At 36.8% G+C, this 15433-nt stretch carries 12 protein-coding genes and 1 tRNA gene; 4 read left to right on the forward strand and 9 right to left on the reverse strand.

Annotation, left to right across the window (positions count from 1 at the left end; translation table 11 throughout):
* Positions 1 to 389 precede the first annotated feature (389 nt).
* The 4 genes from radA to K737_RS03290 form a co-directional block, all read right to left on the reverse strand.
* Positions 390 to 1736 (reverse strand): DNA repair protein RadA, encoded by a 1347-nt coding sequence (gene radA / locus K737_RS03275; protein WP_006295190.1) that lies wholly within the window; start codon positions 1734 to 1736, stop codon positions 390 to 392.
* A gap of 183 nt (positions 1737 to 1919) precedes the next feature.
* Positions 1920 to 1993 (reverse strand) — tRNA-His (locus K737_RS03280).
* Between the two features lie 158 nt (positions 1994 to 2151).
* Positions 2152 to 2691, reverse strand: a complete 540-nt coding sequence (locus K737_RS03285; RefSeq protein WP_006295188.1) for a nucleotide exchange factor GrpE — start codon at positions 2689 to 2691, stop codon at positions 2152 to 2154.
* Between the two features lie 4 nt (positions 2692 to 2695).
* A complete protein-coding gene (locus K737_RS03290; RefSeq protein WP_161630426.1) occupies positions 2696 to 3676 on the reverse strand; it encodes a hypothetical protein in 981 nt (326 codons plus the stop codon).
* A 6-nt stretch (positions 3677 to 3682) separates the two neighbouring features.
* Between K737_RS03290 and K737_RS03295 the strand changes: the two genes are divergently transcribed.
* The gene (locus K737_RS03295) at positions 3683 to 3883 is read left to right on the forward strand and encodes a hypothetical protein (protein ID WP_006295185.1); all 201 of its coding nucleotides are present in this window, start codon (positions 3683 to 3685) and stop codon (positions 3881 to 3883) included.
* Between the two features lie 163 nt (positions 3884 to 4046).
* Complete coding sequence (locus K737_RS03300; RefSeq protein ID WP_006295183.1) at positions 4047 to 4892, forward strand: D-alanyl-D-alanine carboxypeptidase family protein; 846 nt, start codon at positions 4047 to 4049, stop codon at positions 4890 to 4892.
* 89 nt (positions 4893 to 4981) lie between these two features.
* Here K737_RS03300 and recF read toward each other — a convergent pair whose 3' ends face one another.
* Together recF and K737_RS06830 are read right to left on the reverse strand one after the other, a co-directional pair.
* Entirely contained in the window at positions 4982 to 6103 is a 1122-nt protein-coding gene (recF, locus tag K737_RS03305; RefSeq protein ID WP_006295181.1) for a DNA replication/repair protein RecF, read from the reverse strand.
* Between the two features lie 15 nt (positions 6104 to 6118).
* Positions 6119 to 7030, reverse strand: coding sequence for an OmpA family protein (locus tag K737_RS06830; RefSeq protein WP_006295179.1), 912 nt, complete (start codon positions 7028 to 7030; stop codon positions 6119 to 6121).
* 139 nt (positions 7031 to 7169) lie between these two features.
* Between K737_RS06830 and K737_RS03315 the strand changes: the two genes are divergently transcribed.
* Positions 7170 to 9104: a hypothetical protein gene (locus tag K737_RS03315; RefSeq protein ID WP_023492157.1), complete on the forward strand. Its 1935-nt coding sequence runs from the start codon at positions 7170 to 7172 to the stop codon at positions 9102 to 9104.
* A 163-nt stretch (positions 9105 to 9267) separates the two neighbouring features.
* On the opposite strand, the gene K737_RS03320 is transcribed toward K737_RS03315, so the two are convergent.
* Positions 9268 to 9828, reverse strand: coding sequence for a hypothetical protein (locus K737_RS03320; RefSeq protein WP_152531071.1), 561 nt, complete (start codon positions 9826 to 9828; stop codon positions 9268 to 9270).
* 171 nt (positions 9829 to 9999) lie between these two features.
* On the opposite strand from K737_RS03320, the gene K737_RS03325 reads away from it, so the two are divergent.
* On the forward strand, positions 10000 to 10344 hold the full coding sequence (locus K737_RS03325; RefSeq protein ID WP_006298205.1) for a hypothetical protein: 345 nt from the start codon (positions 10000 to 10002) through the stop codon (positions 10342 to 10344).
* A 161-nt stretch (positions 10345 to 10505) separates the two neighbouring features.
* Here K737_RS03325 and K737_RS10265 read toward each other — a convergent pair whose 3' ends face one another.
* Positions 10506 to 12722: a transglycosylase domain-containing protein gene (locus K737_RS10265; RefSeq protein ID WP_006298207.1), complete on the reverse strand. Its 2217-nt coding sequence runs from the start codon at positions 12720 to 12722 to the stop codon at positions 10506 to 10508.
* A 20-nt stretch (positions 12723 to 12742) separates the two neighbouring features.
* A complete protein-coding gene (gene glyS, locus K737_RS03335; protein ID WP_024161416.1) occupies positions 12743 to 14797 on the reverse strand; it encodes a glycine--tRNA ligase subunit beta in 2055 nt (684 codons plus the stop codon).
* Positions 14798 to 15433: the final 636 nt, after the last annotated feature.

The raw sequence follows: 15433 nt of genomic DNA on the forward strand, positions 1-15433 counted from the left end.
CTCGGGTCAAACATTCAAACGACTTTTTGAACGATTAAAAAAATGGAAAATTTTATTTTATTGCGCAGATCGTTGGGCAGATTTTAATAAAATTATTCCAAGCCCCCGCCTCTTTCAGGGAAAAGATAAACCGTTTTCCATTGAACATAAATAACGCTCCACACCGCCATTGTTTTGCAAGATTTCTTCCCCCTTACAAACACACGATCTCTTGAAATACTGGAGGTAATACTGCATATTTTTGCGGTACTTCACGTTAATAAAACTTTGAAAATTAATCACGCTATCTTTGGTTAAAAGTCTCTAATTTTCTATTAAATTCTCAAAAAACAACGAAAAAAATCAACTTAATTGAGGAAGGCCCTAATATTTTATTTTACGTTTCAATTTCATTTCACAAAATGTTGCAAAATATCCTGCGCATGATGAATTGGATAAGAGGTTAAAGAAGTCGTCACACAAGAAGGTGCCATGAATACCGATGTTAGCCCCAACTGTTCTGCTTCTTTTAATCGTTGTGCGCTATAGGGAACTGGCCTGACTTCGCCGGTTAAACCTATTTCTCCAAATGCTATGGCCCCTTGAGGGACTGGGCGTTTTTTCAAGCAAGACAGTAATGCCAGTGCAACGCACAAGTCGGCAGCAGGCTCAGTTATCCGGATACCTCCCAGTACTGTTAAAAATACATCCTTATTAGAAAATTGAATCTGACATCGTGCTTCTAGGACCGCCAAAATCATAGAAAGACGATTATGATCCCATCCAACAACTGATCTTCTTGGGCTTGCTAAAAATGACGGAACAGAGAGAGCTTGAATTTCTAGTAACAAAGGGCGAGACCCTTCCATCCCAGAAAAAATACACGATCCAGGAATAAGGTGGGACTTTTGACTTAAAAAAAGACGTGAAGGATGCGTTACTTCTTCTAACCCTTTAGAATTCATGTCAAATACACCGATTTCTTGTGTAGGACCGAATCGGTTTTTTACCGTACGAAGTAAGCGATAGGGGTGAGTTTTTTCCCCTTCAAAATATAGAACGGTGTCTACCATATGTTCTAAAACTTTTGGACCCGCAATCATGCCATCTTTTGTGATGTGCCCTACTACCATTATTGCAAGCCCAGTATGTTTTGCCAGCGTAATTAAAAGTTGCATACAATGACGAATTTGAGTCAACGTTCCTGCAGTGGAAGATACTTCTCCTGATGCTAATGTTTGGATCGAGTCTATGATTACATACCCCTTTACACCTTGAATTGTTGGGGATAATAAAGAAGAGATGTTGGATAATACCCCGTCTAAATCATGAGTTGCAATAAGATGAATAGGAGTATTCTGAATATCCATGCGATGCGCTCTGAACCGAATTTGAGCAGCAGATTCTTCTCCAGACACGTAAATAACAGGAATGCGCTCTGCCAGTGCGGCGGCCACTTTTAACAAAAGAGTTGATTTTCCTATACCGGGGTCTCCGGCCAGTAAAGTTACAGATCCTGCTACAATCCCTTCTCCACAAGTGCGATCAAACTCTTTGATGTGAGTCAAAATTCTAGAAAATCTCGTATCTTCTTTCTGTTGAAGAGATTCCACAACAATTTTTTGATGAGAATGAGCTTTATGCAACGCCTGGGGATCTTGAGCAACAAGAGTGTTCCATTCTCCACAATCGCATTTTCCTTTCCACTTTGCATGCTGAAGTCCACAGCTTTGACATAAGTAGATTAACTTTTTCATAGGTGGTTTGTCCTTTTTTCACGAGAAATTTTTACTGGATAAATATTTCTCTGATTTTTTCTTCCTAAACTAAACGTCGATTTCTTTGCACAGATAAATACTACAAAAGCCCTTCAAAAAAACTTCAACCAAAGAGTAAACTACTTAATTCTTCAGTCAAAACTCAAAAAATCAATCAAAAGGGGCGAATGACCGGTTTCGAACCGGCGACCTCTAGAACCACAACCTAGCGCTCTAACCAGCTGAGCTACACTCGCCATATTTTTACTGTAACAAACAGTTTATCTTTCGTCAAGTCTGAAAAAAATCTGAAAATTTTTCTAGGTAAGCAATTTTCGATATTTTTAATAATTTGATTGTAACTATTTTTTGTTCCTTTAAGATTTTAAATTTTACTTACCTAGTTAAATAGAAACTAATTACTGCCTTCTTGATTTCCAGAAGAAACAACTACTAATGCTGCGCGTAATACGCGGTGATGCAAAGTATATCCTTCTTGCAAAACACTTACAACGATTCCTTTTTCGTGATGAACATCAGGCACCTCCTTAATGGCTTGATGAAGCTCAGGAGTAAACGGTTGATGCAGCGGATGTATCCTTGCAATTCCAAATTTTTCAAAAACATTCTGCAGCAAAGAAGATGTTAACTTAATCCCCTTATAAAACGCTGAATTTTCTTCAGATTCTTGGCCATTTAAAGCACACTGAAGACTGTCTGCCACCGCTAATAGTTCTTTAGAAAAAGCCGTAAGAGCAAACTGCTCTCTGTCTTTACTAAATGCTTCTACTCGGCGGCAACGATTTTCTGTCTCTGCCATAATTAGAAGCTTTTCTTTTTCTAAATTTTGAATTTTTTCCTCTAAAGCAGCAATTTTTTGCTCTGTGCATACTTGACACGCCTCATCTTCCTTCGTGTGGAGATGCAGCGTTTCTTTTTCTAACTCTTCTTTCATTTTTCTACTCCTTCATAAATTGAGTCATTTTTTCTATAACGGGGATAACTTTTTGATAATCCATATAAAACGGACCAATTGCACCAATAGCACCCTGGACATCTTTTCGAAAAAAAGGCGTAAATACTAGATTAAACCCCTCAAAAGAAAAGGTCTCATGCTCTCTTCCAAAAAAAATATAAAAGTCTTCTGGGTCTCGTGGTAACTGAGATAAAATATGCATTAACGCATCTTCTTTTTCAAGCCACTGCAACAGAGCTTGAAAGGTTGAAAGCGTGGTGGCGCCTGAGATCGCATCAATTAATTGAGATTGCCCTTTAATCAGCATGTATTGCGAAGAGGTTTGCTTTAACGTAACGCTTTCTTCCAAATTTTCTAAGCACTCTGCAAGATACTCAGGGCTTTCGTGATGCAAAACATATTGGCGCACAGCGCTTAAAGACCGATCTGTTACAATATGAGGATTTAAATAACGATGGTATGAGTGAAGATGCCGTGGAGTTACTCGTTTTGGCAATCGAAGCGCATAGGGAGAAACAGTTTCGTTTTCAAAGATCAAAACACCTACAGCACGCTCTGGCGCTATATAAATAAAATCTAAATGCTTCAAGCATGGAACTCGAATAGACCGCATAAAGAAAAATCCTGCACATCTGCATAAAGAAGCAATAGTCTGTATAACACCATCAGGACAAAATTGAACACGCCACGACCTAAAGGCAACTTGTAAGGCGTCTTCTGTTGCCTGACAAAGATAATTCACTTTTCGCACCTTTTGGACATAAAGACGCAACGCGTCAGATGTAGGGATGCGACCAGAAGAACAATGTTCAGAGCTTAACAAGCCATCTTTTTCTAATTTTGCCATAATAGAGCGCAACGTTGCAGATGATTTGGTAAAACCAAGCCGTTCTGCAACCCGCTTAGAGCTTACTGGACTTCGAATTTCTAAATAAATATCAATAACGTGCCATAACGTTTCCAAATCTTTTTGGCTAAAAGAGGCCATATATTACTGGGATGTTCGCTATTTACACAAACGTATTCTAGTACATGTCGACAAAAAGAACAAGAAGCAAAGCTAGAAAACGATAATTCTTTGTTTTCTCACAAAATTTTTGCAGAACATAAAAAAATATTACCAACATTTTACGCAGTAAATAATTTTTATAAAAACGATATAAACAAATAGTTTCGAATTAACAAACAAATTGTTTTTCGAATTCGTATCGTATTTAAAGAAAAAAATATATTTATGTCTTGTTTAAAACCTGATTTTTGTGATACACTTAAAAAATGTTTAGTAATAATTTTTTGTTTACAAAACAAAATTAAAAAGCGGAGGAACATTTTAAGTGAAAGCGTACTATAGATGTTGTTTTCTTTTTGCAGTGTGGGGGAGTGTTGCTGGGTTTGCAAAAAAACAGCCACTTTGCTATGTGGTGCTTGACCCCATCAATCGCTCTGTTGTTGAAGGATTTAACGAAGAAAACCGTATTTTTCCTGCATCTTTAACAAAATTAATGACAGTGTTCATTACTTTTGATGCATTGGAAAGAAAAAAAATAAAGTTAGATACTCCTTTTTGGGTTTCAAAGAATGCAAGTCGGTGCCTTCCTATGAAACTTTGGGTAAAGCCAGGACAGAAATTAACGGTAAAAGAGTGTATTCAGGCAGTTTGCGTGTCATCTTGTAATGATGTGGCAACTGTTATAGCAGAAAATTTATCAGGAAACGTTTCTAAGTTTGTCAAACTTATGAATCAATATGCGCACAAGTTGGGAATGCGTCGTACGGTATTTAAAAATCCTTCTGGATGGCATCATCCCGATCAAAAAACTTCTTCAAAAGATATTGCGTTGTTAATGCGAGCAATTTGGTTTCGATTTTCTAAGTACGGTCATTTTTTAGGGACGAAAACTTTTTCTTATCAAAAAAGAACTTATCGTAACACCAATCGTTTATTGGGAAAAGTCGAAGGATTGTGTATGGGTAAAACGGGGTACACTTCTCATGCTGGGTATAACTTGTCTACTTTTACCGTGCGAAACTATCACCCTGTTATTGTAGTGCTAGTTGGAGCTCCAGGCGGGGAAGTTCGTAATAAAAAAGTGCAAGCATTGATTGAAAAGTTTTATCAAAAATATGCAAGCAGAAAAAAACGCCCTAAATTAATGGCTTATCGTTGCAAAAAAAAGTAGATATTTGTTTGCGAAAATTAGAAAGTTTCAAAATTTTTTAGGTTTAAGAGTTAATTTCTTTCTGTTGTCGATAAGAATAGTGGTTTGTCCTAAGGTCTTTTTATAAATAAAGTACTTTGCTCTTCCAGTTGTTTTATTCTTACCCAAGCTTTAGCTAGAACACCACTGAAAACTTCTTGGTGTACTCCTGTCATCCATACACACATATCTAACTCACTTAGCGCTTTCCATAGTGATTCACGGTGCATTTTATCTAGGTGTGCGCTTACTTCATCTAGTAATAAAAAATGAAATTCCTTGGGATGAAAATGTTTAATTGCTTTGGACCACGCCAAAACCAGTGATAGCAGCATACTTTTTTGTTCTCCTGTGGAACAAGATGCTATTTCTTGAGAATTGGGATGTGTTACAGCCCATTGGCACTGATGAGGACCAAACATTGTCGTTCCTTTATGAAACTCTTTAGTTCTTACTGTTTTCCAGTATTTTTTTAATTCCGATTCTTGATGAGGCAAATCTTTTTCATTAAAAGTAAGGCAAGCCATTAGGGATTCAAATTCTCCGTGTGTTTCCAAAGAAAGCAAGGGGAATGAGGGGAAAAGCTGCAAAAAAATCCCCAACATTTTTAACGCTTCTTGGCGAATTTTGTAGATTTTTACACTATTATGCGCCATGATTTCTTCCAAAGCATCAAATATAAAAGAAGACGCTTGAGATTTCAGTGCCCGGTTCCGCTCTTGCACTGCCAACTGATAGGACTGCAAATATTTTCCATAAGCGGGATATAACGTAAAAACGATACGATCAAAATATTTTCTTCTAGCCCACCATCCTTGATTCCACATGCGATCAATAGCAGGGGTAATCCAATGAATAGAAATCCACTGAGAGATCTCTAGTTGATGCTTTAAACGCACACCATTCATTGTAATGCAGCGCTTTCCTTTGCTTTCAAACGTTTCTAAAACTAAAGGCCCTGTAGGGCTTTGAAGCGACAATTTTAAAGTCCAGGATGCTTCTAAATCTCCTTTATGGTGCCAATTTGACGCATTTGTACCTTTTAACCCTTTTCCTGGTGCAAATAATGAAAGTGCCTCTAGGAGATTGGTTTTTCCCGCTCCGTTATCTCCTACTAGACAAACCACTCCTTGAGGAAACTCCAGCACCGCATTATGATAAGATCGAAATTTCGAAATCACAAATTGGTGCATAACTCATTAATAATATTAGATTTTTTTATCATCTAGAACCAGCTCAATACGTCGATCTTTATCACTAAATTGTCCTGCTTTTAAAGGATGAAACTCTCCAAATCCCGCGGCAACCAACCGCTGTTCTGGAATACCCTGTTCTTTTAAAAATGTAACCACTGCCAGAGCTCGTGCAACGGATAGTTCTAAATTATTTTTAAATCGACTGGTTTCTTTTAAAGGGTGGCGATCTGTGTGTCCATCTACGCGCAACACCCAATTAATATCTTTAGGAATAGAAACGGAAATTTTTTTTAAAGCTATGGCAAAATTACGTAAGGCCTCTCTACCATTAGGACCAACTTGAGCCGACCCCATTTCAAACAAGACCTCTGATTGGAATACAAAGCGATCTCCTACCAACTTTACGTCTTTTCTGCCTTCTAACAGTACTCTAAGTTTTTCAAGAAATTCAGAACGAGACTTCCATAATTGCTTGATTTTTTCTTCCATTAATTGTTCAATATGTTGTTCAAGTAAACTTATTTTTTTATCTTTTTCCTGAATCCATACTTCTGCACGCCAAGCATCTTGTCGAACTTTTTCTAAATTTTTCTCCTGAACATCTAAGTGTTCCATTAAAGTACTGTATAGAGCCACTAAACGTTGAATCTCTTTTTGATCCATTTTTTCTAATTCTTTCAACTTTTTATTAAGCGCTTGAGATTCTTGACGGGCTCGTACAACATCTTTTTTCCAACGCATACTTTGTTGTTCAAACAAGATTTTAGAATTTTTCAAGTTTTTTTCTTTTTCTTGAACCGTGTATTGAAGACAAATATTTGAAAGCGCAAACATTGTAAATACTAAAATTACCACCATTAACATTGCTGACAACAAGTCAACAAATCCAGGCCATATAGAAGATTCCAAAGAATGATTTGACACAAAAGGACAAAGTTAAGAAAATCACCAATAGAGTAGCACATTCTTTTATCCGCAGCAAAAAATTCTTATCTTATTGAACTTGATAAAAAATAAATTTTTTTTTGCTACAATTTAGATAATCTATAGTACCTATAATAAAATGAAAAATCTCGATTATAAAAAATTTTTTTTATCAGTTTTTTTAATTAATGTTTGGAACAAAGGTCTGTGCGTTTTTAGATCAGAGCTTGCTGATAGATTGGACCAATGTACCGATAATGTTAATTACATTAACAACGCGTTAACGCACAAAGAAAAAGTTACACATGAGCTTTCACAGGAGGAAGCTGTAGACTTTATTGAAGCAAAAGAATTGATGAAGAACGAATCAATATATGAATTATTTAAACTGGCTTCGGATGCAAAAAAATATACTAAGTATTTAGAAGAAATTTTAAATGAATATCAAAATAATACCATACAAGATCTAGAATCTTTAAAAGAAAATCTTCCAAAATTGCTTGAGATGCAAAAAATATTACAATCATTTTCTATCACCAAAAATGAGGAGTTAAAATACGTTTTGGAAAATTTAACTAAAATAAACGCTCTTAAAAAAGAGATAGTTCAAATTAAAATAAAAAGCAGATATGAAAACTCACTTGATGGACAGAACAAAGAGGAGGAAATAAATAGATTATTAGATGGATTTCGTTTTATTAAAAGCCCTGAACAAGGTATTGTTTCTGAAGAAACCGCTAACCAGGAACCTTCAACCGATAACCAGGAACCTTCAACCGATAACCAGGAACCTTCAACCGCTAACCAGGAAACTCAAAACCTTACAAGTGCTATAAGTGATGATACACAAGATACCTCCTCAAATCAAAGTTTTATTCAAAATGATTCAAAGCCAAAGCCAAAGACATACGTGGAACACACGAAAGGCTTCAATCAAGGCATCAATAAAGAGGTAGAAGACATGAATAATAATGCAAAGAGTTTGGCTGGTGCTATGGCTGGTGCTTATTATGATGAGACTGATACAACCGACGCAGGTATTAGAAAAATTCTTACAGAACAAGAAAAATCAATCGAAGATCGACTCCAACGCCGAAAAAAGAAAGAAGGGAAAAATTCAGAAATCTCAACAGCAGCAAATTCAGAAATCTCAACAGCAGATTCAGCTCAGTCAGTTAATTCACAAAATCAGGCCCAAGCTGTTCAAAGTTCCGAGGTCTCAGTTCAGGAACCATCTTATAATTTAAAAACAGAGGGAGATTTGCATAAGGCGCAAACCAATATCGAAAAAACTTCAAAAATGTCCGCCGAGCTCCCCACACCTAATAATATTAAAGAAGAACAAAATCAAAATAATGATTCGGTGATTTTGAAGCAAATAGATTTTAATAAAACAAATGAAGTGACCGACGGGTCCTCCCTGAGCTCTTTGAATTCCCCCACATCTCAAGACACATCGTTCCAAGCCCAAAAAAGTCAAATACTCGATAATTCCCTCTCCATGGAAGGCTCCAACAAAGCTGCTTTACAAAATCAGGCCCAAACTCAGTTAGAAGATTCAGCTCAGTTAGCAACTTCTTTATCAGTTAATCCACAAAATCAGCAACAAGACTCTTTACCGGAAAAACCCTTATCTTCTATACCAGAAACTTCAGTTATTTTAAAAGAGATTGTTAACTTAGAAAACGATAACAAAATTTCGAAAATAAACGAATATATAAAATTAATAAAGTTTGAATGTAAAAAAATAGAAAATGAGATGGGACAAATTACAAAAAAACTTTCCAAACTGACTAAAACAGCAGAAAACAATACTGATTTGGAATATGAAAAGAATCAGTTGAAAAATAAAGCAGAAAAACTAGAAAAATTCACAGCACAGAAAGAAGAATTACAAAAAGAAAATGAAAATATAAGATCAATAAAGAGAAAAGAATTACAAAAAGAAAATGAAAATATAAGATCAATAAAGAGAAAAGAATTACAAAAAGAAAATGAAAATATAAGATCAATAAAGATAGAATCACAAAGTTTCGATACCTCCAAATCCAAAAATAAAAAAAATAAGCCCTAATAAGACAACCTTTAAGAAGTCTCTTTAGAACTTTAGGGAAAAATATTCCCTTACTTATATTTTCTTCAAAGGGGAACTCGGCCTTCCCCTAACCTTAAAAGGCTTGCGGCTGTGCATGCTGAATTCAACGTCTTATCTCAAGAAAACACACCCTATACAATATTTACTTTCTTAATCTGTCTTGAACTTCAAGGTAGCGAAGAACTTCTTTGTGAAGACTTTCAATAACCTCTTCCGCCAAACTTAACACAACTTGTCTGCGTTCTTTTAACGTGTAATGAGACGGAATTACCATAGATACCTTAGAATGAACGGTATGAGACTGCTTAGATAATAATGGATTTTTCCCCATAAACACTCGCACTCCCAATATTCCCACATAAGTATTTTCATCTGCATCAGAACTAGTTGGCTGGACTTCTTTAAGTGGTGCTAATTTTGCTTCTATAATTTCTACATTAAAGGTAGGGCCGGATCCAGAACAGGAAAAAGCGCTTTTTGTCCATTGTCGAACCATATCGACTAAATTAACATCCAACAAGGTATTCCAGGACGAAACGAGAGCTTCTTGTTCAACGACCTGAATTTTTTCTGCACTAATAGCCACACAAGGACTAGAAAAATAACTTGATTTTGGTGAAATTGACGGGCCAGGTCTGCACCCCCATAAAAAAATTCCCCCTAAAATACTTATTGCTAAAAAATTCAAAAACACAAAATCCAAAAAATTTAGGTTCCCCACAGAAGAAGGATATCACAACATTATATCTTGAACAAGAATAGTTTACAAAAAGCTAAAACGATTGAGTATAAATAAATTCAAAGTCCCGGACCTTAATATTTTTTTTGATAAACTATCTTACACTCGCTTTGAGCATTTTTCTTATTGAATAGTATGAGTTTAAAAAAAATATTGTGGATCTTTTTGATTTTTGGAAAATCTGGATATGCGCAAGATTCTGGCACTTCTTTGAATCTTTCTGTTCCTGAACTTCCCGCTTCTTCATTGGAAAAGGATGGCACTCAGGGAGAAAAATCTCCAGATTCTTCAGAAGAACCCCCGGCCTCTTCTGAAAAAAACGAAACTTCAGATAACCCCGAAAATTCAGGTCAAAATGACCCCCCAGAAGAGCCCTTATCTAAAGAAACCCAACAAGAAAAAGAACTGTACGAATTGAATGCGTACTTTGATAACTACATGGATCCAAGACCATTTGCTGTGGGCAGTACAGAATTTTGATAAAAATTCTTTACTACAAAAAATTTGTCTGACATCTAAGATCTTTTCCCCTTAACCAGTTTGTCTGCGCTTTAATAAATTAATAAATCATAATTAAAAAGGGGGGCGCATCAAGAAAAAATTTTTTTCTGTTCATCCCCCCATAACAAAAGCTCTATCTCTTAATGTTTATCCAAAGAAGGGGCTGCGTTGATGTTTGACAAAATTTCTTTTATAAGCGCTTCTTCATTAGGAGCGGGTTTTGAAGCGCTTTCCCCAGAAGCGTTAGGCCCAGCAGGCAATGATGGCGTGGTATTTGATGGAAGTTTAGATTTTTTCTTCCTATCATTTTTTTCATCATCATCTTCATCATCTTCATCATCTTCATCATCTTCATCATCTTCATCATCTTCTTCCTCATCGTCTCCATCATCGTCATCTTCTTGCTCTTTCTTATTTTTTTGTTCTTGGAGCTTATCTTCAGAAACTTTTTTATTTTCGTCTTCTGATATTTCTATGCGTTCTTCTTTTTTCCAATTTTCTGCTTTAGGATTGTCAAAATATTTTAACAATCTTTCATTAAAAGCACGCCATATATGTACAGTAGGCCACCCATCAGCAGGCTTAATCATAGGCGCTTCATTGTCATTTCCGCACCAAATTCCCGTCATGATAGGACCGGCAAATCCAATAAACCAAACATCTCTGTACCGTTGAGAAGTTCCCGTTTTTCCACCACAAAAAACTTCCTTTCCAAGGCCTGATTGTAAACGGGCTTTTCTTCCAGATCCTTCCGTAACAACGCTATTCATAAGGCTGCGCATTTCTTGAATTGCTTCTTGCGATACGCACGACGCATCCGAATCTTGATCTTTTGGGTGTTGATACAATATTTTTCCTTTTTTGTTCAAAATTCTTTCCACACCATAAGGACGCACAGCTTTTCCCTCATTCAAAGTAACAAGGTATGATCCAGTCATTTCTAATAATGTTACCTCTCCAGACCCCAGAACTAGACTGTAATTGTGGGGTAATTCAGAAGAAATTCCTAAAGTTTTTGCAAGACGTTTAACGCGTTTTAATCCTATAGAACTGGCAAGTCTTACAGCCACTGCATTAATAGAATAAGCAAATCCTGTGCGGATTGACACTTCTCCTCGAGCTTTGTGTTTGTAATTACTGGCTTTCCATCCCCCAATTTCTATGGGGTAATCGCTGATAAGATAATCTGGATCGTATCCTTCTTCTAGCGCTGCAAGAAAGGTAAAAAATTTAAAACTAGATCCTGCTTGCCGTTTTGCTTGAGTTACACGATTGTAAGCATTTTTTCTATAGTCTACGCCCCCCACCATGGCTAAGATTTCTCCAGATGCCTTGGTGCATAACAGCGCTACTTGACTGGCGTGAACTTTAGTGCCACGCGCTTTCATAATTTTCAATGCTTCTTTTTCTGCAATGCTTTGTACATTGGTGTCTATTGTCGTAATAATTTCGATATCCTCTGTGATGTTTTCTAGAAGGTCTGGAAGACATGTCATGATCCAATCAGTAAAATATCGAAACAAGTTTTTTTTCTGTGTGGATATTTCTATAGAAGAAGGCAAAGCCATAGCAGTGGCTGCGTCTTCTTGAGTAATAAAACCTTCTTCAACCATGTTTTGTAACACACGTTTGGCTCTAGATTCTGAGCGCTCATAATGGGAAATAGGAGAATATCTGCACGGACCTTTTAACATTCCAACCAAAATTGCTGCTTCGTATAAAGTCAAATCACTGGCATTGTGTCCAAAATAATACAAAGACGCAGCATCTAGCCCTGTAACGTTGGCTCCTAAATAAACACGATTCAAATACATCGTTAAAATTTGCTCTTTCGTGAACGTCATTTCTAATTTTACTGCAAGAATCGCTTCTTTAATTTTGTGTTTTAACGATCTATTTTTGTAATTATGAAGTTTTTTACTTTCAAAAAAATTTCTTGCAAGTTGCTGGGTAATGGTGCTTCCCCCCTGCACTACACCGTTTGCCTTAACGTTACGCAAAAATGCTCGAAAAGTTCCTATAGGATCAATACCGAAATGATAAAAAAATCTTCGATCTTCAGTGGCCAGTAACGCTTGAATCAAATAAGGTTTTAGAGTTTTTATATCAACAGTTCTTCCGTAAAAAATTCCATAACTCCCCAAAGCATTTCCAAAACGATCTTTTATTAAAACATGCGGATCTCGATGTAGTCTTGTAATTTCCTCAACAGAAGGTAAATCGTACCCGAACCAGATAACAACTGCTCCCAAAGCAAGCACCGACCATACAGACACAATCAGAAGCCATTTAATAAATGAAAAAAAAATCCCACAGCGCCGCTTTGGAAAAGGCTTTAAAAAACGCTCTTCTCTCATAATCTACAAAAATTCAAATATTAACGATGGGGGGTAAATAAGCTTAACAAATTCCCTAATGGGCGCGTGTATCGCAAAGCTCCCGCAAGAAGCCCTATTCTCGAAGGAACTCCTTTCACAGGAAGTGTATCCAAAAACTGATGAATACATTGAGAAAATCCCAAAGCATTTTTCATAAAATACTCTTTATTCCAAGGAGTTGAAATACGACTCCACAGCTGTCGTTCTTGGGGTTCAGTAAGTTCCGAATCTTTTGGAACCCCAAATTCTGTAAGGTATTCTTTGTCTTGATGAAGTAGAAAAAACATACGTTTATAGGCAGAAAGGAACGCGATCCCCGCATCTTCTTGCAAAAAAATACGCAACTCATCAGCAAGCACAAACAACTCTTTTAAAGATTTAGAAAACCTAAACGTCCCAACAGCTTCTGCAATTTCACGAGAAATGCTGTGTTCTTCCAGGTAACGGGAAAATTGCTTAAATATTAACTGTTCTAGCAAATCTAAACTGTCCTTATGAGATAAACTATCCATCTTTTGGGTGTTTCGATAACTTTCAAGGCTAATGCGAATACTTTCTGAAATAGAAAAAGGGTAGGGGTGTTGAACTGCAAGGCGCACCCAACCATAAGCTCCTCTACGCAATGCCATAGGATCTTTAGAGCTTGTAGGGTATTTTCCAATACTAAAAAACCCAACCAATGTATCCATACGATCTATCATTCCCAACCACCCTCCAAGGCAGCTTTGATTTTTTAGATCCTGATTGGGGGTAAGAGGAAAATATTGTTCTTCCAGCGCTTCTGCTATCAAGGGGTCAATGTCTTGAGCCAACGCATAGTACTTTCCCATGATACCTTGAAGTTCTGGAAATTCTCGTACTGCTTGAGTTGCCAAATCCGCCTTTGATAGTGCTGCTGCAGCGCTTAATGCGCCAGATTTATCCAATTTCGTTGCTACTACCTCTAACCGACGAACTTTTTGAAGCATAGTACCAAGCCCTTCAAAAAATACTTTTTCCTTAAGATGCTGATTATATCTTGCCAGTGGTTGACGAAGATCTTGATTCCAAAAAAACAATGCATCAGATAGCCTTGCTTCTGCAACGCGCTGATGGCCACGCTGAACTTCCAAAGTAGGATCTTTTCCATCTAAAACAACAATAAAATGCGGTGCTAATTGTTCTTGAATTTTTAAAGGAAAACAACGCTGATGATGCTTTAATGTTGTGAGTAAAAAAGGAGAAGGGAGTTTTAAAAAATCTTCAGAAAAAGATGCCAAAAAAACCTTCGGCCATTCGGTCATTCCTGAAACTTCTCCTAAAAGTCCATTAGAAGCTAAATCCTCTTCAAAAACTTGGTACCCGTGATTTTGAGCCAAGGTCCTTAGTTCCCCCTGAAGGTAAGAAAAACGTTCCAAAGGACAAACCCACAAATTTTTTTGTTTCAACGTTTCTTTATAATCCAAAGCTTGGGGAACAGAGATCCAGATTTTCTCTAAAGGATTTTCGCATAATGCCGGATGACCGGGGGTTGTATTTTTTGTAGATAAACAAAGCCCATCAGGCCTGAAAGTCCAATTCAACTGCTTATCGTCTAACATACAAAGCAAAGAATGAATGGGACGAATCCAGCTAAAATCATCAGTTTTGTGCCAATGCATACGCTTTTGCCAGTAAAAATGCTCTAAAAAATCCACACAGATTCGATGTAACTTTTTTTCTACTGCTTCAAGTTGATTTTTTGCAACCCAAACATCCCCCTTAGAGTTTTTTTGCTGGTAACAGTTCTCTGATCCGTGTATGTGCAAAAATTTTTCGATAACATAATCAGGGGCTTTGGCGCTTGGACCTTTAATAAAAGAAGATCTCTCTGCAGAGTTATCCATTTCAAGGATTAAAAAGCCAACGCGTCGCAAAGAACAAAATCCTTGAACGTTTCCTATCAATTCTTCGGATTTAAGCGCTTGGTCTATATGACGTCTAATGCGATGATATGCATCCCATTGAAGATTTGCGGGAATTTCATCACTGTACACCTCGAACAAAAATGCTTGAGTCATCAGTAAGCAGATCATTATTTTTCAGTTTCTCAATTCTATCAACAATTTTTTACATATGCAACGCAATGATCTGTTTTGGCAACTTAATTCTGATTCTTTACGCTTACATAACAATCAGAACCTATCTTCACAGTTAAGCCAACCGACGAATCAGTAGCATTGGATGGGGGATCATAGTGTTGTGTTTTTCCGGTTGAACGTTTATTTCATACTCCCTGGCCAATCGCATAAAATGATTTAGCCAAGCAAATAGTCTTTCTACCCCCTATCTTTTCGCTAAAATCGCCCAACCCGGCGTAATACGTGCCAAAATTTCTACGGTCTTTTTCAATATTCTTCTTCAATATTCTTCTTCAATATTCTTCTTCAATATTCTTCTTCAATATTCTTCTTCAATATTCTTCTTCAATATTCTTCTTCAATATTCTTCTTCAATATTCTTCTTCAATATTGTTTTGAACAAACCCTTCGAACGTTTTACGAGAACCAGCAACGGGGCATACGCCTTTAAGTGCTGGATATTTTATGCTCGCCTTATCAAATGCCTTTCATCCCGCAACAGTGCAAACCTTCAGATGAAAAATTATGTCCTAGGGCATCCGTGACACTATGGCGTTTACGCTCTTTGAGATCGGAAGAGCGTCGTGTAGG

Origin of the sequence: Holospora undulata HU1, assembly GCF_000388175.3 — a bacterium.
Classification (GTDB): Bacteria; Pseudomonadota; Alphaproteobacteria; order Holosporales; family Holosporaceae; genus Holospora; species Holospora undulata_A.

Coding starts and splice junctions, on each gene's coding strand:
- radA (WP_006295190.1), bottom strand. CDS start 1,736: ATGAAAAAGTTAATCTACTTATGTCAAAGCTGTGGACTTCAGCATGCA.
- K737_RS03285 (WP_006295188.1), bottom strand. CDS start 2,691: ATGAAAGAAGAGTTAGAAAAAGAAACGCTGCATCTCCACACGAAGGAA.
- recF (WP_006295181.1), bottom strand. CDS start 6,103: ATGCACCAATTTGTGATTTCGAAATTTCGATCTTATCATAATGCGGTG.
- K737_RS03315 (WP_023492157.1), top strand. CDS start 7,170: ATGAAAAATCTCGATTATAAAAAATTTTTTTTATCAGTTTTTTTAATT.
- K737_RS03325 (WP_006298205.1), top strand. CDS start 10,000: ATGAGTTTAAAAAAAATATTGTGGATCTTTTTGATTTTTGGAAAATCT.
- K737_RS10265 (WP_006298207.1), bottom strand. CDS start 12,722: ATGAGAGAAGAGCGTTTTTTAAAGCCTTTTCCAAAGCGGCGCTGTGGG.
- glyS (WP_024161416.1), bottom strand. CDS start 14,797: ATGATCTGCTTACTGATGACTCAAGCATTTTTGTTCGAGGTGTACAGT.